Here is an 18,854-nt window from a genome sequence, read left to right as displayed (position 1 = left end):
ACCAGGAGCCGAAGGTGGCTCAATGGGCCACGAACGCCCAGCGTTCATGGTCCCGCCAGCGGCCATTGATCTTGAGGTAGCGGGGCGAAAAGCCTTCTTGCCGGAAGCCACAGGCCCGCACCAGCGCAATGGACGCTGCGTTGCCGGGCTGGATGTTCGCCTCCAGCCGGTGCAGCTTCAGTGGCCCAAAGGCGTGGCGCAGCAGCTGTTGCATGCCCGCACGCATCAGGCCCTGGCGCTCGTAACCGGCGAAGACGTAGTAGCCCAGGTAAGCGCTGCGAAAGTTGCCCATCACGATCTGTGAGAGATTGAAGACGCCCGCGATCTGTTCGCCTTCGCCCGCTTTGGGCGGCCGGCACACCAGAAAACCCTGGTTCGCAGGCGTGTCCAGCTGCGCCAGATAGGCTGCAAACGACTCGGGGGTCGATGGCGCCGAGGTCCAGGGTGTATGCAGGGCCTGGCTGCGCTCGGCCAAAGTGACAAAGCGCTCTGCATCCGCTGCCACGGGTGCGCGCAAGGCGACGGGCGCGGTGGCTTGGGTTTTTACGCGCACTTGCACACGCTTTGGTTCTGCCCGCAAGCCATCACCCCGCTGCGCGGCGTCAGGCAGCCAGGGCCTGGGCTGCTGGGTCTGCAGAAGATTCAGGCGCGTTGGCATACGCCTGCATCGCCAGCGCATGCACCTCGCGCGCAGGGCGGTCCTTGAGCAGATGGTTGCTCCACACCTGGCGCCAGATGCGGGCACCGGGCAGGCTGTGGCGCAGGCCCAGCATGTGGCGGGCGATGTGGGGCCAGGGGGTGCCGTACTGGGCAGCCTCGCGCTCCATGTACTCGACCATCTTGATTTCGACCTCTTCGCGCGTCAGGGGGCAGGGCATACCACCTTGTTCGCCGTAGTAGAGCTGGTCCCAGCGGGCCAGCCACCAGGGGTTGTGGTAGGCCTCGCGACCGATCATCACGCCGTCCAGGTGCGTGAGCTGCTCTTGCACCACCGCATCGGTGGTGATGCCGCCGTTGATGGCGATGGTGAACTGCGGAAACTCTGCCTTGAGCCGGTGCACCACCTCGTAGCGCAGGGGCGGGACATAGCGGTTTTCCTTGGGGGAGAGGCCTTGCAGCCAGGCGTTGCGCGCATGCACGATGAACACGGTACACCCGGCGTCGGCCACGGTGCCGATGAAGTCGCGCACAAAACCGTAGTCCTCCACCTTGTCGATGCCGATGCGGTGCTTGACGGTGACGGGCACGCTGACCACGTCCTTCATGGCCTTCACGCAGTCGGCCACCAGCTGAGGCGATTTCATCAGACTGGCGCCAAACGCGCCGCGCTGCACCCGGTCGCTGGGGCAGCCGCAGTTGAGATTGATTTCGCCGTAGCCCCATTGCGCGCCCAGGCGCGCAGCCTCGGCCAGCTTGTCGGGCTCGTTGCCGCCCAATTGCAGGGCCACAGGGTGCTCTTCGGCGTTGAAGCGCAGGTGCCGCTCGGTGCCGCCATGGATGATGGCGCCCGCGTTCACCATCTCGGTGTACAGCAGGGTCTGGCGGGTCAGCAGCCGGTGAAAGTAACGGCAGTGGCGGTCGGTCCAGTCCATCATCGGGGCGACGGACATGCGCCAGGGGCTCAGGGTGGTTTCCACGGGCAAACTAGAAAAGCGGGGAGGGTGGGGGTTGCGTGGGGTGCGCCTGTGGGGACGAAGGCGCCCGCAGGGCTGCAACTGGAAAGCCGCGATTATCCCACCGACCTCGCGGCCAGCACCAGCGTGTGGTTTTGAATAGAAATGGGTGCTAGCGCTTATCTAGCAAGCGCTAATTGCTATCAAAAACAGAGCTTTCGAATGGCTTGCAACAAAACGCTGTGCGGTTGCGCCCTTGGGCGTGCTAGCCCGCCGGCTGCGCCCCTTCGCGCAGCCCATAGCGGCGCACCACCTGGGCGCGTTGGCGCGGGTCGATGTTGATGTGGGTTGCATCGCGCCCCGCCATGGCCAGCAGGCGTGGGTCCATCACGCGGCGCCACAGGGGCGGCACGTAGGCCAGGGTGAACATGCCGAAGTAGCCAATCGGTAGCTGCGGCACATGGTCGAAATGCCGCAGCGACTGGTAGCGCCGCAGCGGATGCGCGTGGTGGTCGGAATGCCGTTGCAGGTGAAACAGCGCCCAGTTGGAGAACAGGTGGTTGCTGTTCCACGAGTGGTGTGGCTGGCAGGGCTCGTAGCGGCCGCTGGCGTCTTGCGTGCGCAGCAGGCCGTAGTGCTCTACGTAGTTGGCCGAGGTGAGCTGAAAGTTGGCCCAGAACGAGGCCACTACCAGAAACGGCAGCACGAAAAGGCCCAGCCACAGGGCCAGGGCGGTCCATAGCAGCAGGGTAATCAGCGCGGGCTGCAGGATTTCGTTGTGCCAGGAAAACTGCGGTTGTTGCTGGCGCGCCAGCCGGTCTTTCTCCAGCGCCCAGGCCCGGCGCAGGGCTCCGGGCATTTCGCGCAGCGCGAAGCGGTAGATCGACTCGCCCATGCGCGACGACGCCGGGTCGGCCGGGGTCGCCACGTCGCGGTGGTGGCCCCGGTTGTGTTCGATGAAGAAGTGCCCGTAGGCCGTGGGTGCCAGTACCAACTTGGCCAGCCAGCGTTCGAGCTTGGAGTTTTTATGGCCCAGCTCATGCCCCAGGTTGATGCAGAAGCCGCCCACCGTGCCCGTGGTCAACACCATGGCCAGAACACCATGCCAGGGCAACGTCTGCGTGGCCACAAACCAGGTGCTGAAGATAAAAGCCGCCCACAGCACCGGCACCAGCAGGTAGGTGATGCGGCGGTAGTAGCGGTCTCGCTCCAGCGCCGGCACGGCGGATTCGGGTGGGTTGCTCTGGTCCACGCCCAGCAGCCAGTCCAGCAACGGCGCCGCCAGGTAGAAAAACGCCACCGGCGTCCACAGCGTCAGCGCCTCGCCAGTCCAGAGCATGAGCGCTGGGCCCACGGCCACGGTGCAGGGAACCACCAGCGACAACAGCCACGCATACCGCTTGCGGTCGCGGTAGGTGGCGTCGTCGTTGCGGGCGGCTTGCAGCATGGTCCAGGGCGTAGCGTGGCGTGGTGGGTCGGCTCCGGGGAAGGAGAGCCATGCCAGTCATTCTGGTCAAGCGCCTTCGAAATGCCAGATCTTTTTGACCAAAGTGAGGCCGGGAGAAGATTGTTGACAATGCCGCCAACGAGATTCTCCGCGGGCAGGTTGCCCTGCCTCAAAACTGGGCATAGGGGCTATCGGCGATACTCCCGGCGCTTGCGATTGACGGTGGCACGACCGCCGCTGCCTGTTTTCTGCCTCCCCCTCATGCACCACACCATTTTTGACACTCCGGTTGTCAACACGCTCCTGCGCGCCTTTTCCCGCTTTACGCTGCGCATTACCGGCTGGAAGATTGAAGGCGCTTTGCCCACCCACGCCGCCAAAAGTGTGCTGATTGCCGCGCCCCACACCAGCAACTGGGACTTGCCTTACACGCTGATGCTGGCGTTCTCGCTCCGCCTGCGGGTGTACTGGATGGGCAAACACAGCCTGTTCAAGGCGCCGTTCGGTGGCGTGATGCGCTGGCTGGGCGGCATTCCGGTGAACCGGGAGCAGTCCGGCAACCTGGTCGCCACGTCGGCCCAGGCGATGCGGGAGGCCGATGGCCCCATGCAACTCATCGTGCCGCCCGAGGGCACACGCGGCAAAACGCGGCATTGGAAGACAGGCTTTTACTTCATCGCCCAGCAGGCGGGTGTGCCCATCGTGCTTGCGTTTGTGGACTATGGTCGCAAGGTAGGCGGCCTGGGCCCGGTGTTCGAGCCCACGGGTGACCTCGACAGCGACATGGCGCGTATCAAGGCGTTTTATGCGCCGATCCAGGGGAAGAACCCGAAGCAATTCGAGACCTGATGCAGGTCATTGAATTTTGGTGAAATTTGGCTCTGTCGCTTATCTATAAAGCGCAAGCAGCTATCAAAAATGAAGTGAATGCGGGCGTTAATGGTGCTCACGCCCCCACACTGCGGCGATCAATCTTGCGGCTGAGCACGATGCTGGTCTGCGTCTGGTGCACGCCGTCCAGTTGGCCCACCTTGTCGAGCAGGGCGTCGAGCTGCTCATGGCTGGTGCAGCGCAAGAACACCAGATAGTCAAACGGCCCGCTCACGGCGGATACCTCTTCGACCTCGGCCATGGCCTCCAGCGCGCGCAGCACGGTGGGCGCGGTTTTGGGCAGCACGCTGATGCTGCACCAGGCCCGCACGGTGGTGGCATCGAGCCGGGTGCCCAGCCGCACCCCGTAACCCGCGACCACCCCCGAGCGCTCCAGCCGCGCGATGCGCGCCACCACGGTGGTGCGGGCCAGCCCCAGCTTGCGTGCCAGCGTGGCCGTGCCCTCGCGGGCATTGGCCTGCAGGAGGCTCAGCAGCTGGCGGTCGGTGTCGTCCAGGGGTTGTGTCATGGGGTCCTACTCAAAAAGTCATAACGTCCATCATATTCGCCGTTATGGCAGAACAAGGAGCGTTTTTCGACGTTATTAGCGCTACACATTGACAGCACCCTTGCCTAGCATCAAGGCATCTTCAACACCGCTCACTGCTTCACGCAGTGACCACCACCGGGAGTGCCGCTATGACCACCCTTTCCAACACCTCCACCGCCTCCCACGCCGCCACCCATCGCGCCATCACCATCCTGGGCGCGGGCCACATCGGCTTTGCCATGGCGCTGCTGCTGCAGCAGGCCGGCGACTACGACATCCTGGTGGTGGACCGCGACCCGGCGCGCCTGGCCGAGGTGGCTGCGCTAGGCGTCTCTACCCAGTTGGCGACAGACGACGCAAGCCTGCAGACCGCCATCGATGGCCGTTTTGCCGTGCTGAACGCGCTGCCGTTTCACCGCGCCGTGCCGGTTGCGACGCTTTGTGCCGGAGCGGGAGTGCACTACTTTGACCTGACCGAAGACGTGGCAAGCACCCAGGCCATCCGGGCACTGGCGGCCAACGCCCGCAGCGTGCTCATGCCCCAATGTGGTCTGGCCCCGGGTTTCATCGGCATCGTGGGCAACGATTTGGCGCGCCGTTTTGACGCCCTGCACACGCTGCGCATGCGCGTGGGCGCGCTTCCGCGCTACCCCCAGGGCGCCCTGCGTTACAACCTGACCTGGAGCACCGAAGGGCTCATCAACGAATACTGCAACCCCTGCGAGGCCATTGTGGACGGAGTGCGCACCACAGTGCCCGCGCTGGAAGGGCTGGAAACCTTCGCGCTCGACGGTGTGGAATACGAGGCGTTCAACACCTCGGGTGGGCTGGGCACATTGACCGAGACGCTGGCAGGCAAGGCGCGCCAGGTGGACTACCAGTCCATCCGCTACCCCGGCCACAACGCCATCCTGAAGCTGCTGCTCAACGACCTGCGCCTGCGTGACCGGCGCGATCTGCTCAAGGACATTCTGGAGACGGCCATTCCGACCACCGATCAGGATGTGATCGTGGTGTTTGCCACCGCATCCGGCCTGAAGGGCGGCCGGCTGGTGCAGGACTCGTACTCCGCCCGCATCATCGGCACCCAGGTGGCGGGGCACACGCTGAGCGCCATTCAGCTCACCACGGCGGCGGGCATCTGCACGGCGCTGGATCTGGTGGCTCAGGGACGCTTGCCGCAGCGCGGCTTCGTGGGCCAGGAATCCGTGTTGCTGGCGGATTTTCTGGCGAACCGGTTTGGGGTGGCTTACGCAGGGGAGGGCGAGTTGGTGCTTTGAGAAAGCCTGGGCTTAGCGCCCCGGCTTCTGATACATACCCTCAATCGCCTCGGCAAAGTGCGCCATCAGGTTGCTGCGCTTGAGCTTGAGCGTGGGCGTCATGAAGGTGTTTTCAATGGTCCACGGCTCCAGCGTCAGGTGCACCGCACGCGGCACGGCGTATCGGGCAAAGCTGGCGGTGTTCTTTTCGATGCGGGCCAGCACGGCGCGGTGCACGCTGGGGTGGTTCAGGCTGTCGGCGTCTTGGGCCGAAAGACCCAGATCGCCCGCCAGCCGCTGCCATTCATCACGCTTGAGCACGGCCACGCAGGCGATGAAGGGGCGGTTTTCGCCCACTACAAAGGCCTGCTCCAACAAAGGGTCGGCCAGCAAGGCCAGCTCCAGGTCGCCCGGTGGGATCTTTTCGCCGGTGGAGGTGACGATGATTTCCTTGATGCGGCCCTTGATGTAAATGCGGCCGTTCACGATCTCGGCCTGGTCGCCCGTGCCCAGCCAGCCGTCTGCGCCCAGGATCTTGGCCGTGTCTTCCGGACGCTTCCAGTAGCCCTTCATCACGATGGGGCCGCGCACCTGCAGTTCGCGGTTGTCGCCAATGCGCACTTCCACACCGGGTAATGCCTTGCCTACGCAGGCGGGGTCGTTGTCGTCTAGTGCGTTGACCGACACCACCGGTGCAGTCTCGGTCATTCCGTAGCCCTGGATCAGCGGCAGCCCCAGGCCCAGAAAACACTTCGCAATGGTGGGCGACAGCGGTGCCCCGCCACTTACCGCCACGCGCACACGGCCGCCAAATTGGGCCAGTAGCGGCTTTGCCACCAGGGCCTGCAGCACCGACCAGGGCAGGGCAGCCATCCAGCCTGCGGCCTGGCTGCTGGCGTCGGGAGTCGGCGCGGGCAAGCCTTGGGCGGCGCAAAACCGCGCCCAGCCCTTGTTCTGCGCGGCTTCATACAGCTGCATCTTCCAGGGCGTGGGTGACAACTTTTCGAGAAGCTTGGCGTGGATGCGTTCGTAAATGCGCGGCACCGACACCAGCACCGTGGGGCGTACCGTTTTCAGGTCTTCGGCCAGTTGAGGCACCGAGCGCGCATAGGCCACACAACTGCCCGCCGCAATCGGCAGGTAGTACCCGCCCGTGCGTTCAAACGTGTGCGACAGCGGCAGGAACGACAGGAACACGTCCTCCACCGTGGGGGCAATGCGCTCCAGCACCGCCTTCACGTCGCTGACCACGTTGTGGTGCGTCAGCATCACGCCCTTAGGCTTGCCCGTGGTGCCAGAGGTGTAGACGATGGCCGCCAGGTCGTCTGCCTCCGGGGCTTTGGGAACGGTTGCGCTGCCCGCATGTGCCGCACCGGCCAGCCATTGCACCAGCGAACCGACCGCAGGGCCGTCCCCAGACGCTGGTATTGCGGTGAGCGAGGCGCCGCCATCTGTGATGACCACTGCACGCAGGGCCGGAAATGGCGTGCCGACGGCCTGAATTTTTTCCCACTGCTCCACGTGGCTCACAAAGAGCATCGACGCCTCGCAGTCGGCCAGGATGTAGGCAATGCTGCCGGCGTTGTCGATGGCATGCAGCGGCACGGGAACGCAGCCGGTGGCCAAGGTTGCCTGGTCCGCGCACATCGCGTTCAGGCCGTTGGGCAGCAGGATGGCGATGCGCGCCGCTGCGGGCAGTTGCATGGCCGCCAGGGCCTGGGCCCATGTGCCCACGCGTTGGGCTGTCTCAGCCCAGGTCAAGCTCGTCCAGGCTTGGGAGGTGGTGTCGAAGGCTCGGTACGCCTCGGAGTTGGGGGTGCGCGCAGCGCGGTAGGCGAGAAGCTGGGGCAGCGTGCAGACGCTGGCGATATCGGCGGGGGAGGGGGTCATGCAGGCTCTGCGGGGAAGTCGTCAGGCGCGGGATGCGCCGTGGCCTTGGTGTAAACCCGGGGAATGATAGCGAGCGAACCAGCGGGATCTGGCGCTGCAACACGCTGTTGTGTTGCAAATGGTGCATTCCGATTTACGAAATGATGATGCGCTGCAATAGCGCGGCGAAAGCCCGAACAGACCAGATGCACTCGCTGGTGAATCGCTCGCAGGCCGTATTGCCGCAGGTCGTCTCTCAGGTCGTCTCTCAGGTCGCCGCTTCCAGCCCCTGCGCAAAATGCGCCTGCATCGCCTTCACCGTCGCCTTGGCATCGCGCGCCATCATCGCGCCGAGGATGGCGCGGTGCTCTTTCAGTGAATCCTCAATCCGCCCCTGCTTGAGCAGCGAGTTGTGGCGGTTGAGCTTCATCACCTTGCGCAGGTCGGCCACCATCTGGCTGCGCCATCGGTTGTCGGCCAGCTCCAGCAGCAGCATGTGAAAGCGCTCGTTGACTGCAAAGAAGCGCTCACGCTCATTGGCGGCGGCCTCCAGCTCGGCATGCAAATCCTGCAATGTTTGCAGCTGAGCCGGTGTGGCGGTGGTGGCCACCACGCCTGCGGCATCGCTCTCCAGCAGGCTGAGCAGGTGGTACACGTCGCGCAGGTCTTTTTCGCTCATCTCCGTCACATAGGCGCCACGGCGCACCTTCATCGTGACCAGACCTTCAGCGGCCAGTACCTTGAGCGCCTCGCGCAGGGGCGTGCGGCTGATGCCGAATTCCTCGGCAATCTTGAGTTCGTCAATCCAGCTGCCCGGCTCCAGATCGCGACGGAAGATGCGCTGGCGCAAATGCTCGGCCACTTCTTCGTAGAGCGCGCGGGGAGTGAGGGTGAGGGCAGACATGGGGCAGATTGTAAGCTGGGTGGAATATTTTGAATCAATAATTATGAATGATGTAAACTCGCCGCCACACCACTGCACCTGTGCGGTCACCGCCTGTGCGCTGTGTTGGACGCCCCAACGCCATCTTCGGAGTAGCTTTTGCCATGAGTGACAACCCCACCAACAACGCCCCAGAGTTCTCCGCGTCTTCGCTGGAAGCCTGGGCCAAGGCCGCAGCCAAGTCGGCGCCGGGGGGCGATGTCAGCGCCCTCAACTGGGTCACGCCCGATGGCATCACCGTCAAGCCGCTGTACACCGCCGAAGACACGGCCGGTCTGCCGTACGCCAACACGCTGCCCGGTTTTGAGCCCTATCTGCGCGGCCCCCAGGCCACCATGTATGCCGTGCGGCCCTGGACGATCCGCCAGTACGCGGGCTTTTCCACTGCTGAAGAATCCAACGCCTTCTACCGCAAGGCGCTGGCCGCAGGCGGGCAGGGCGTGAGTGTGGCGTTTGACCTGGCAACCCACCGGGGTTACGACAGCGACCACCCCCGCGTGACGGGCGATGTGGGCAAGGCCGGGGTGGCAATCGACTCGGTCGAAGACATGAAGATCCTGTTCGACCAGATCCCGCTCGACAAGGTGTCCGTGTCGATGACCATGAACGGCGCGGTGTTGCCCGTGCTGGCGGGCTATGTGGTGGCGGCAGAAGAGCAGGGCGTCTCGCAAGACAAGCTCTCCGGAACCATTCAGAACGACATTCTGAAAGAGTTCATGGTGCGCAACACCTACATCTACCCGCCCAAGCCGTCGATGAAGATCATTGGCGACATCATCGAGTACACGGCCAAGAACATGCCGAAGTTCAACTCGATCTCGATCAGCGGCTACCACATGCAGGAAGCCGGGGCCAACCAGGCGCTGGAACTGGCCTTCACACTGGCCGATGGCAAGGAGTATGTGAAGACTGCCATCGCCAAGGGCATGGACGTGGACGAGTTCGCCGGGCGCCTGTCGTTCTTCTGGGCGATTGGCATGAACTTCTATCTCGAAGTCGCCAAGATGCGCGCCGCGCGCCTGCTGTGGTGCCGCATCATGAAGGCCACGGGGGCCAAGAACCCCAAGAGCCTCATGTTGCGCACGCACTGCCAGACCTCGGGCTGGAGCCTCACCGAGCAGGATCCCTACAACAACGTGGTGCGCACCACCATCGAGGCCATGGCGGCCGTGTTTGGCGGCACGCAGAGTCTGCACACCAACAGCTTTGACGAAGCCATTGCGCTGCCCACCGAGTTCAGCGCCCGCATTGCGCGCAACACGCAGCTCATCATCCAGGAAGAGACCCACATCACCAACGTGATCGACCCCTGGGCCGGCAGCTACATGATGGAGAAGCTGACCCAGGACATGGCCGATGCGGCCTGGAAGATCATCGAAGAGGTCGAGGCCATGGGTGGCATGACCCAGGCCGTGGACAGCGGCTGGGCGAAGCTCAAGATCGAAGCTGCTGCCGCCGAGAAGCAGGCGCGCATCGACAGCGGCAAGGACGTGATCGTGGGCGTCAACAAATACAAGCTGGCGAAGGAAGACCCGGTCGACATCCTGCAGATCGACAACATGAAGGTGCGTGACGGCCAGATCGCTCGCCTGCAAAAGATCCGTGCAACGCGCGATGCCGCCAAGGTGCAGGCAGCGCTGGATGCGTTGACCGCCGCCGCAGAGAGTGGCGAGGGCAACCTGCTCGATTTGTCCATCCAGGCTGTGCGTCTGCGTGCCACAGTGGGCGAGATCAGCGATGCGCTGGAGAAGGTTTTTGGGCGCCACCGCGCCGATACGCAAAAGGTGACCGGTGTGTACGCAGCTGCCTATGACTCGGCCGAAGGCTGGGACAAACTCAAGACCGAAATCAACGCCTTTGCCGAAGAACAGGGCCGCCGCCCGCGCGTGATGATCGCCAAGCTGGGCCAGGACGGCCATGACCGGGGCGCCAAGGTGGTGGCCACCGCCTTTGCCGACCTGGGCTTTGACGTGGACATGGGCCCGCTGTTCCAGACCCCCGAGGAATGCGCCCGCCAGGCGATTGAAAACGACGTGCACGCCGTGGGCGTGAGCACGCTGGCTGCGGGCCACAAGACGCTGGTGCCCGCCATCATTCAGTCGCTCAAGGACCAGGGTGCGGACGACATCATCGTGTTTGTGGGTGGTGTGATCCCGGCGCAGGACTACGACTTCTTGTACGAGTCGGGCGTCAAGGGCGTGTACGGCCCCGGCACACCCATTCCCGCCAGCGCCAAGGATGTGCTGGAGCAGATTCGCAAGGCGGTGGCGTGACACCTGCGGCGCTTCTTGACGGGGTGGTGCAGGGCACGGCGGCGGTGCAACGCCGCGCCATGTCCAAAGCCATCACGCTGCTCGAATCAACGCGGGTGGACCATCGCGCCCAGGCCGACGAGCTGCTGACCCAGCTGCTCCCGCACACCGGCAAGGCCTTCCGCCTCGGCATCAGCGGCGTGCCCGGCGTAGGCAAATCCACCTTCATCGAAGCCTTGGGCCTGTACCTGATCGCCCAGGGCCACCGCGTGGCCGTGCTCACCATCGACCCCTCCAGCACCGTCTCGGGCGGCTCCATCCTGGGCGACAAGACGCGCATGGAACACCTGTCGGTGCACGAAAAGGCCTACATCCGCCCCAGCCCCTCCAGCGGCACACTGGGCGGCGTGGCCGAGAAGACCCGCGAAGCCATGCTGGTCTGCGAGGCCGCAGGCTACGACGTGGTCATCGTCGAGACCGTGGGCGTGGGCCAGAGCGAGATTGCGGTGGCGGGCATGACGGACATGTTCGTGCTGATGCAGCTGCCCAACGCAGGCGACGACCTGCAGGCCATCAAGAAGGGCGTGATGGAGATTGCCGACCTGGTGGTCATCAACAAGGCCGACATCGACAAGAACGCTGCCACGCGCGCCGAGGCGCAGATCACCTCCAGCCTGCGTCTGCTCAGCCAACACGGCAACCCCGAGAACGCGCACCACGACGAAACGCTGTGGCACCCGAAGGTAGTGCAAATCAGCGCGCTGCTGGGGCAGGGCGTAGACAGCTTCTGGGCCGCTGTCACGCAATTCCGCCTGCTGCAATCCGCCAACGGCCGCCTGGCCACGCGGCGCGAGAAGCAGGCGCTGTCCTGGATGTGGGAGCGCATCGACGCAGGCCTCAAGCTCGCGTTTCGCCAGCACCCGCAGGTGCGTGAGCTACTGCCCCAGATGCAGGCCGATGTGGCCGCAGGACGCATTGCGGCATCGACTGCAGCACGAAATCTGCTGCTAGCGCAATCCAATCATGCGCTGGCAGCTATCAAATAAATAGTAGACACCAACCCATTCACCAAAGGACGACCATGCAAGACATCCTGGAGCAACTGGAGAAAAAGCGTGCCCTGGCACGCCTGGGCGGCGGGCAAAAGCGCATTGATGCGCAGCACGCCAAGGGCAAGCTCACGGCGCGCGAGCGCATTGAGCTGCTGCTGGACGACGGCACGTTCGAAGAATGGGACATGTTCGTCGAACACCGCTGCACCGACTTTGGCATGGAGGACAACAAGATCCCCGGCGACGGTGTGGTGACAGGCTACGGCATGATCAATGGCCGCCTGGTGTTCGTGTTCAGCCAAGACTTCACGGTGTTTGGCGGTGCGCTCAGCGAAACCCACGCCGAAAAGATCTGCAAGGTGATGGACCAGGCCATGAAGGTCGGCGCTCCGGTCATCGGCCTGAACGACTCGGGCGGCGCCCGCATCCAGGAAGGTGTCGCGTCCCTCGGCGGCTATGCCGACGTGTTTCAGAAGAACGTGCTGGCCAGCGGCGTGATCCCGCAGATCAGCATGATCATGGGCCCCAGCGCCGGTGGCGCCGTGTACTCGCCCGCCATGACGGACTTCATCTTCATGGTCAAGGATTCGAGCTACATGTTCGTAACAGGCCCCGAAGTGGTGAAGACCGTGACGCACGAAGAAGTCACCGCCGAAGAACTGGGCGGCGCCATCACCCACACCACCAAGAGCGGCGTGGCCGACATGGCGTTTGAGAACGACGTGGAGGCGCTGATGATGCTGCGCCGCCTGTACAACTACCTGCCGCTGAACAACCGCGAAAAGGCCCCCGTTCGCAAGAGCAACGACCCGGCCGACCGCATGGACTTGAGCCTGGACACCCTGGTGCCGGACAACCCGAACAAGCCGTACGACATGAAGGAGCTGATCGTCAAGACGGTGGACGACGGCGACTTCTTCGAACTGCAGCCCGAATACGCTAAGAACATCCTGATCGGCTTTGCCCGCATGGAAGGCCAGACCGTGGGCATCGTGGCCAACCAGCCGCTGGTGCTGGCGGGTTGCCTGGACATCAAGAGTTCCATCAAGGCCGCGCGCTTCGTGCGCTTTTGCGATGCTTTCAACATCCCCGTGGTCACGTTTGTCGACGTGCCCGGCTTCATGCCCGGCACCAGCCAGGAGTACGGCGGCATCATCAAGCACGGCGCCAAGCTGCTGTACGCCTACGCCGAATGCACCGTGCCCAAGATCACCGTCATTACCCGCAAGGCCTACGGCGGTGCGTACGACGTGATGAGCAGCAAACACTTGCGCGGCGACGTCAATCTTGCCTGGCCCAACGCCGAAATCGCGGTGATGGGTGCCAAGGGCGCGGTGGAGATCATCTTCCGCGAAGACAAGAACGACCCCGTGAAGCTGGCCGCGCGTGAGGCCGAATACAAGCAGCGTTTTGCCAACCCGTTTGTGGCCGGTGCGCGTGGCTTTATCGACGACGTGATCCTGCCGCATGAGACGCGCAAGCGGATCTGCCGGTCGCTGGTGATGTTGCGCGATAAGAAGCTGGAAAACCCCTGGCGCAAGCATGGGAACATTCCGCTGTAAGCAGGGCATTGGTAGCAGGCAATGGCACAGATCCGCGCGTTCTTCCCATCCAGAGTGGACTCATGGCTTGTTGCCATCGGCCCGCTCGCGGCATTGACGGCAGCAACCGCAGTAGCAGGGCTTGCGGGGCCGTTCGTGCTGAACTCTGGTGGCACGCCACCGATGCTTGCGCTGTTGGCGGTCATCGTGGCCCTTACGCTGCTGCTGCCGCTGTGGTTGGTACTGGACACCAACTACACACTCACGGCGGACGATCTGCTGATTCGCAGTGGTCCGTTTCGCTGGCGCATTGTGCTGGGCGATGTACGCGAGGTCTCGCCATCGCACAGTTGGATTTCGTCGCCTGCGCTGTCGCTCGACCGCTTGAGCATTCGCTATGGGGCAGACCGAAGCATTTTGGTGTCGCCGCGTGAGAAGCAGCGCTTCATTGACGCTTTGCGCCAGCGCTGTCCTTCCGTCTTAGTTACTGGTTTTTGAAATTTCCTTTTGAGGAACTTGTTATGTTCACCAAAATCCTGATCGCCAACCGTGGCGAAATCGCCTGCCGAGTGATTGCAACGGCCAAGAAAATGGGCATCGCCACCGTCGCCGTCTATTCCGACGCCGACAAGGAAGCCCGGCACGTCAAGCTGGCCGACGAGGCCGTGCACATTGGCGCCGCGCCCTCGCGCGAGTCGTACCTGCTGGCCGACAAGATCATTGCCGCCTGCAAGCAGACTGGCGCGCAGGCCGTGCACCCGGGCTATGGCTTCCTCTCCGAAAACGAGGCCTTTGCCAAGCGCTGCGAAGACGAGGGCATTGCCTTCATCGGCCCCAAGGCGCATTCGATTGCGGCCATGGGAGACAAGATCGCGTCCAAGAAGCTGGCCAACGAGGCCAAGGTCAACACGATTCCTGGCTACAACGATGCCATCGCGGGCCCCGAGCAAGCGGTGGAGATTGCCAAGGGCATTGGCTACCCCGTGATGATCAAGGCCTCGGCCGGTGGCGGCGGCAAGGGCCTGCGCGTGGCGTTCAACGACAAGGAAGCGTTTGAAGGCTTTGCCAGCTGCCAGAACGAAGCCCGCAACAGCTTTGGCGATGACCGCATCTTCATCGAAAAGTTTGTGCAGGAGCCGCGCCACATCGAGATCCAGGTGCTGGGCGACAGCCACGGCAACGTGATCTACCTGAACGAGCGCGAGTGCTCCATCCAGCGCCGCCACCAGAAGGTGATTGAAGAGGCGCCATCGCCCTTCATCAGCGACGCCACCCGCAAGGCCATGGGCGAGCAGGCGGTGCAACTGGCCAAGGCCGTCAAGTACCAGAGCGCGGGCACGGTGGAGTTCGTGGTCGGCAAGGACCAGGACTTCTACTTCCTGGAGATGAACACCCGCCTGCAGGTGGAGCACCCGGTGACGGAATGCATCACCGGCCTGGACCTGGTGGAGCTGATGATCCGCGTGGCGGCGGGCGAGACGCTGCCGTTGACGCAAGCCGACGTGAAGCGCGACGGCTGGGCCATTGAGTGCCGCATCAACGCCGAAGACCCGTTCCGCAACTTCCTGCCTTCCACCGGCCGCCTGGTGCGCTTTCAGCCGCCGGAGGAGTCGATGTTCCAGTCCGATCCGACCAAAAAATTGGGCGTGCGGGTGGACACGGGCGTGTATGAGGGCGGCGAGATCCCCATGTACTACGACTCGATGATTGCCAAGCTCATCGTGCACGGCACGGACCGTAACGATGCGATTGCCAAGATGCGCGCGGCGCTGAACGGCTTTGTGATTCGCGGCATCAGCAGCAACATCCCGTTCCAGGCCGCGCTGCTGGCGCACCCCAAATTCGTGACGGGCGACTTCAACACCGGCTTCATCGCCGAGAACTACGGCAAGGGCTTTCACGCTGAAGACGTGCCGCACGCTGACCCGCTGTTCCTGGTGGCACTGGCCGCGTTCATGCACCGCCGCTACCGCGCCCGCGCCTCGGGCATCAGTGGCCAGCTGGCCGGGCACGAGGTGAAGGTGGGCGAGGAGTTTGTGGTGGTCACGCTGGGCGCCGAAGGGCAGAACCAGCACCATGAGGTGACGGTGTCCGACTTTGAAGACAAATCTGGCTCTAGCGCTGTACTGGTGGGTGGTATCAGCTATCAGATCAGTAGCAATGCCACGCTGGGCCAGATTCGCGTGCAGGGCGCCTGCAACGGCCAGGGCTTTACGGCCCAGGTGGAGCGCGGCGTGGGCAAGAACCCGCTGGCGCTGCGCATTGCGCACAACGGCACGCAGATCGACGCACTGGTCCTGTCGCCACTGGGCGCGAAGCTGCACAAGCTGATGCCGTTCAAGGCGCCGCCAGACCTGTCCAAGTTCCTGCTCTCGCCCATGCCCGGTCTGCTGGTCGATGTGGCGGTGCAGCCCGGCCAGAAGGTGCAGGCCGGTGAAAAGCTGGCGGTGATCGAGGCCATGAAGATGGAGAACATCCTCTTTGCAGCGCAGGATGGCGTGGTCGGCAAGATCACGGCGGGCAAGGGCGAATCGCTGGCGGTGGACCAGATCATTCTGGAATTCGTCTGATGGCGCCTTCGCCTCGCGCTCCATCCTGCAGCCTGCGATGACGGCGGTGGCTGTGCGCACGCTGCTGGCGCTGGTCGGCGGGGTGCTGTTTCTGGACGGCGCGGTGCTGATGGTTCTGGGGCACTTCAACCTGGGCACCATGTTGCCGGTTGCGCTGGGAGCGTTGTTTCTGACCATCGCGGTGTGGTGGGCACCCCTCACGCGCTGGCTGCACCATGACCGGCAGCGCCAGCAGTGGTGGCGCGTGGGCTGGTGGGGTCTGGCGGCGTGGATGCTCAGCGTGGTGGTTTTCTGGGTTTTCTTCTTGCGGGGTGCTGGCGTTTCTCCGCCAGAGGCACCGCCTGTGCAGGCCATCGTGGTGCTGGGAGCGGGTATCCAGAACGGACAGCCCCGCCCGGCACTGGCGGCGCGGCTGGACACAGCGGCCGCGCTGGCCCGCTTGCAGCCTGAGGCGCTGATCGCTGTGTGTGGTGGGCAAGTTTGGGGCACCACAGATACCGAGGCGGAGGTGATGGCGCGCTATCTGCAAGAACGCCACGGTATCGCGCCGGAACGCCTGGTGCTGGAGAAGGACAGCACCAGCACCGAGCTGAATCTGGCGTTAAGTCGCCCCTTGCTGGAGGCGCGCGGTGTTGCCGCCACGGTCCCGCTCGCGCTGGTGACCAGCGACTTCCACCTGCCTCGTGCTCTGCGCATTGCCCAGCGCCATGGCTTTACCCACATGGTGCCGGTAGCGGCACCCACGCCCCTGGCCACGCGCTACAACGCCTGGCTGCGCGAGTACTTCGCCACGCTCAGCAGCTGGGTGTTGAACGAAGGGTAGCCGGGAGCAAGGTATTTTTAGGTCAAATTGGCCTCTAGCGCTTTATCCATAAGCGCAAGCAGCTATCAATCAAGGAGCAAGCACAATGACCACATCCCTTCGTCGCCCGTTCAAAGTCCTGGGCATTCAGCAGGTCGCCATTGGCGGCACCGACAAGCAGCGCATGAAAACCCTGTGGGTGGACATGCTGGGCCTCACCCAAACCGGCACCTTCCAGAGCGAGCGCGAAAACGTGGACGAAGACATCCTGGCCATGGGGCAGGGCGCCTACAAGGTCGAGGTGGACATCATGCAGCCGCTGGACATCGACAAAAAACCCGCCGTGCACACCACGCCGCTCAACCACATTGGGCTATGGATCGACGATTTGCCCAAGGCCGTGGAATGGCTCACGGCCCAGGGCGTGCGTTTTGCGCCCGGCGGTATCCGCAAGGGTGCGGCAGGGTACGACATCACGTTTTTACACCCCAAGAGCAACGATGAGTTTCCGATTGCGGGCGAGGGCGTCTTGATCGAACTGGTGCAGGCCCCGGCCGACGTGATTGCTGCACTGGGTTCATAGTTGCGAAAAATCGTTCTCCAAAGCGCACCAACGTCGGCCATCTCCCGGCGCTGCTCGGCTGCACAGAGTGCCAGATGGGAGCAGATAACCACCACAACGGGGCTGTTGAAGGCGCCAAGAAACTGACTGCCCCAAAGGCCCGGCAAGTTCAATCAACGTGCAGCCTTCTGCTTCTAAAAAGTTCAGAACTTGACGGTTGTTGATGCCTCGTTTTTCTTGGCATCTTTTGTGACCCTGTGGCGTGCTTTTGTGCCGTTTTCTCGTCCAGAATCCGCCCACCTCGCAGCGCGCCATGCCAAATCATCCGTGGTGTGCCGTGCGCGCGGTGTCGCTAAACAACTTCTTAAGCCTCGGGTGGCTCCGTGCCACGGTGGGGCGAATGCCTTGAAGGGAATTGATCGCCATGTCCTCCACGACCCTTGCCATGCCCGCCGCCCAGCCTGTGCCGCCAGCACCCACCGTACAAAACGTCCAGGTGCATCGGCGCCCAGCCACTGCCACCTCACAAGGCCCGTGGAGCGTGGAAGCCATCCAGGCGTTGCTCGACAAGCCCTTGATGGACCTGCTGTTTGAAGCGCAGACCGTGCACCGCCAGCACTGGCCTGCGGGCGACATCGAGCTGGCCACGCTGCTGTCCGTCAAAACCGGCGGCTGCCCCGAAAACTGTGGCTACTGCCCGCAGGCGGCCGAGTTCGATACGGGCGTGAAAGCCGACAAGCTGATGGAGGTGGACGAAGTGGTGCGCGCTGCCCAGGCTGCCAAGGATGCGGGGGCCACGCGCTTTTGCATGGGCGCCGCCTGGCGCGCGCCCAAGGACCGCGACATCGAAAAAGTCAGCGCCCTGATCGGTGCCGTGAAGGGCCTGGGCCTGCAGACCTGCGCCACCCTGGGCATGCTCGAATCGCACCAGGCGCAGGCCCTCAAGGATGCGGGGCTGGACTACTACAACCACAACCTGGACACCGCCCCTGAGTACTACACCGATGTGGTGAGCACCCGCGCCTACCAGGACCGGCTGGACACACTGGCGCATGTGCGCAGCGCGGGCATCAGCGTGTGCTGCGGTGGGATTGTGGGCATGGGCGAGGCGCCCGTGCACCGCGCTGGCCTGATCGCCCAGCTGGCCAACCTGCAGCCGTACCCCGAGTCGGTGCCCATCAACAGCCTGGTGCGCGTGCCCGGCACGCCCCTGGCTGACAGCGAGCCCATCGACCCGTTCGATTTTGTGCGCATGATCGCCGTGGCCCGCATCACCATGCCCAAGGCCCGGGTGCGCCTGTCCGCAGGGCGCCAGCAGATGGGCGAAGCCGTGCAGGCGCTGTGTTTCATGGCGGGCGCCAACTCCATCTTTTATGGCGACAAGCTGCTGGTGACCGGCAACCCCGATGTCGAGGCTGACGTGCAACTGCTGGCCAAGCTGGGCCTCAACGGACACCGCACCACCACTTCCTCCGAAAGTGGGGCAGAGGAAAGCGCCGCAGGCGCCTGCTGCTGAGAGCGTGG

16 protein-coding genes are annotated in these 18,854 nt (G+C 63.8%); 10 read left to right on the top strand and 6 right to left on the bottom strand.

The window, feature by feature from the left end:
- Nucleotides 1-19: 19 nt before the first annotated feature.
- The 3 genes from AC2YJX_RS01865 to AC2YJX_RS01855 all read right to left on the bottom strand — a co-directional run bounded on the left by AC2YJX_RS01865 (nt 20) and on the right by AC2YJX_RS01855 (nt 3,060).
- Nucleotides 20-553, bottom strand: coding sequence for a GNAT family N-acetyltransferase (locus AC2YJX_RS01865; RefSeq protein WP_233573427.1), 534 nt, complete (start codon nt 551-553; stop codon nt 20-22).
- Nucleotides 554-602: 49 nt separating this feature from the next.
- Nucleotides 603-1,595: a tRNA dihydrouridine(20/20a) synthase DusA gene (gene dusA / locus AC2YJX_RS01860; RefSeq protein WP_487255412.1), complete on the bottom strand. Its 993-nt coding sequence runs from the start codon at nt 1,593-1,595 to the stop codon at nt 603-605.
- A 283-nt stretch (nt 1,596-1,878) separates the two neighbouring features.
- Nucleotides 1,879-3,060 carry an alkane 1-monooxygenase gene (locus tag AC2YJX_RS01855; protein ID WP_228895431.1) on the bottom strand — a complete coding sequence of 394 codons (1,182 nt, stop codon included), beginning with the start codon at nt 3,058-3,060 and terminating at the stop codon, nt 1,879-1,881.
- A gap of 261 nt (nt 3,061-3,321) precedes the next feature.
- On the opposite strand from AC2YJX_RS01855, the gene AC2YJX_RS01850 reads away from it, so the two are divergent.
- Nucleotides 3,322-3,909 (top strand): lysophospholipid acyltransferase family protein, encoded by a 588-nt coding sequence (locus tag AC2YJX_RS01850; protein WP_121420213.1) that lies wholly within the window; start codon nt 3,322-3,324, stop codon nt 3,907-3,909.
- 97 nt (nt 3,910-4,006) lie between these two features.
- Here the strand turns inward: AC2YJX_RS01850 and AC2YJX_RS01845 are convergent, their stop codons facing one another.
- Nucleotides 4,007-4,459 (bottom strand): Lrp/AsnC family transcriptional regulator, encoded by a 453-nt coding sequence (locus AC2YJX_RS01845; protein WP_228895429.1) that lies wholly within the window; start codon nt 4,457-4,459, stop codon nt 4,007-4,009.
- A gap of 170 nt (nt 4,460-4,629) precedes the next feature.
- On the opposite strand from AC2YJX_RS01845, the gene AC2YJX_RS01840 reads away from it, so the two are divergent.
- Nucleotides 4,630-5,760: a saccharopine dehydrogenase family protein gene (locus tag AC2YJX_RS01840; protein ID WP_487255123.1), complete on the top strand. Its 1,131-nt coding sequence runs from the start codon at nt 4,630-4,632 to the stop codon at nt 5,758-5,760.
- 12 nt (nt 5,761-5,772) lie between these two features.
- Here the strand turns inward: AC2YJX_RS01840 and AC2YJX_RS01835 are convergent, their stop codons facing one another.
- Entirely contained in the window at nt 5,773-7,629 is a 1,857-nt protein-coding gene (locus AC2YJX_RS01835; RefSeq protein WP_487255122.1) for an AMP-dependent synthetase/ligase, read from the bottom strand.
- Between the two features lie 247 nt (nt 7,630-7,876).
- The gene (locus AC2YJX_RS01830) at nt 7,877-8,512 is read right to left on the bottom strand and encodes a GntR family transcriptional regulator (protein WP_487255121.1); all 636 of its coding nucleotides are present in this window, start codon (nt 8,510-8,512) and stop codon (nt 7,877-7,879) included.
- A 143-nt stretch (nt 8,513-8,655) separates the two neighbouring features.
- Between AC2YJX_RS01830 and scpA the strand changes: the two genes are divergently transcribed.
- The 8 genes from scpA to bioB all read left to right on the top strand — a co-directional run bounded on the left by scpA (nt 8,656) and on the right by bioB (nt 18,846).
- Nucleotides 8,656-10,824: a methylmalonyl-CoA mutase gene (gene scpA, locus AC2YJX_RS01825; RefSeq protein ID WP_431149294.1), complete on the top strand. Its 2,169-nt coding sequence runs from the start codon at nt 8,656-8,658 to the stop codon at nt 10,822-10,824.
- Entirely contained in the window at nt 10,821-11,849 is a 1,029-nt protein-coding gene (meaB, locus tag AC2YJX_RS01820) for a methylmalonyl Co-A mutase-associated GTPase MeaB (RefSeq protein ID WP_487255120.1), read from the top strand. The genes scpA and meaB overlap by 4 nt, the downstream gene beginning before the upstream one ends.
- A 35-nt stretch (nt 11,850-11,884) precedes the next feature.
- Nucleotides 11,885-13,417 (top strand): acyl-CoA carboxylase subunit beta, encoded by a 1,533-nt coding sequence (locus AC2YJX_RS01815; RefSeq protein WP_487255119.1) that lies wholly within the window; start codon nt 11,885-11,887, stop codon nt 13,415-13,417.
- A 21-nt stretch (nt 13,418-13,438) separates the two neighbouring features.
- Complete coding sequence (locus AC2YJX_RS01810) at nt 13,439-13,894, top strand: PH domain-containing protein (protein ID WP_487255118.1); 456 nt, start codon at nt 13,439-13,441, stop codon at nt 13,892-13,894.
- A 23-nt stretch (nt 13,895-13,917) separates the two neighbouring features.
- Nucleotides 13,918-15,966: an acetyl-CoA carboxylase biotin carboxylase subunit gene (locus tag AC2YJX_RS01805; protein WP_487255117.1), complete on the top strand. Its 2,049-nt coding sequence runs from the start codon at nt 13,918-13,920 to the stop codon at nt 15,964-15,966.
- A 37-nt stretch (nt 15,967-16,003) separates the two neighbouring features.
- Nucleotides 16,004-16,789 (top strand): YdcF family protein, encoded by a 786-nt coding sequence (locus AC2YJX_RS01800; protein ID WP_487255116.1) that lies wholly within the window; start codon nt 16,004-16,006, stop codon nt 16,787-16,789.
- 85 nt (nt 16,790-16,874) lie between these two features.
- Nucleotides 16,875-17,351, top strand: coding sequence for a VOC family protein (locus AC2YJX_RS01795; protein ID WP_487255115.1), 477 nt, complete (start codon nt 16,875-16,877; stop codon nt 17,349-17,351).
- A gap of 394 nt (nt 17,352-17,745) precedes the next feature.
- Entirely contained in the window at nt 17,746-18,846 is a 1,101-nt protein-coding gene (bioB, locus tag AC2YJX_RS01790; protein WP_121420202.1) for a biotin synthase BioB, read from the top strand.
- The last annotated feature ends 8 nt before the right edge of the window (nt 18,847-18,854 follow it).

Source organism: Acidovorax sp. SRI_002 (genome assembly GCF_057586455.1).
This window is presented reverse-complemented; position numbering and strand designations above follow the sequence as displayed.

Coding starts and splice junctions, on each gene's coding strand:
- dusA (WP_487255412.1), bottom strand. CDS start 1,595: ATGATGGACTGGACCGACCGCCACTGCCGTTACTTTCACCGGCTGCTG.
- AC2YJX_RS01855 (WP_228895431.1), bottom strand. CDS start 3,060: ATGCTGCAAGCCGCCCGCAACGACGACGCCACCTACCGCGACCGCAAG.
- AC2YJX_RS01850 (WP_121420213.1), top strand. CDS start 3,322: ATGCACCACACCATTTTTGACACTCCGGTTGTCAACACGCTCCTGCGC.
- AC2YJX_RS01845 (WP_228895429.1), bottom strand. CDS start 4,459: ATGACACAACCCCTGGACGACACCGACCGCCAGCTGCTGAGCCTCCTG.
- AC2YJX_RS01840 (WP_487255123.1), top strand. CDS start 4,630: ATGACCACCCTTTCCAACACCTCCACCGCCTCCCACGCCGCCACCCAT.
- AC2YJX_RS01835 (WP_487255122.1), bottom strand. CDS start 7,629: ATGACCCCCTCCCCCGCCGATATCGCCAGCGTCTGCACGCTGCCCCAG.
- AC2YJX_RS01830 (WP_487255121.1), bottom strand. CDS start 8,512: ATGTCTGCCCTCACCCTCACTCCCCGCGCGCTCTACGAAGAAGTGGCC.
- scpA (WP_431149294.1), top strand. CDS start 8,656: ATGAGTGACAACCCCACCAACAACGCCCCAGAGTTCTCCGCGTCTTCG.
- AC2YJX_RS01815 (WP_487255119.1), top strand. CDS start 11,885: ATGCAAGACATCCTGGAGCAACTGGAGAAAAAGCGTGCCCTGGCACGC.
- AC2YJX_RS01810 (WP_487255118.1), top strand. CDS start 13,439: ATGGCACAGATCCGCGCGTTCTTCCCATCCAGAGTGGACTCATGGCTT.
- AC2YJX_RS01805 (WP_487255117.1), top strand. CDS start 13,918: ATGTTCACCAAAATCCTGATCGCCAACCGTGGCGAAATCGCCTGCCGA.
- AC2YJX_RS01800 (WP_487255116.1), top strand. CDS start 16,004: ATGACGGCGGTGGCTGTGCGCACGCTGCTGGCGCTGGTCGGCGGGGTG.
- AC2YJX_RS01795 (WP_487255115.1), top strand. CDS start 16,875: ATGACCACATCCCTTCGTCGCCCGTTCAAAGTCCTGGGCATTCAGCAG.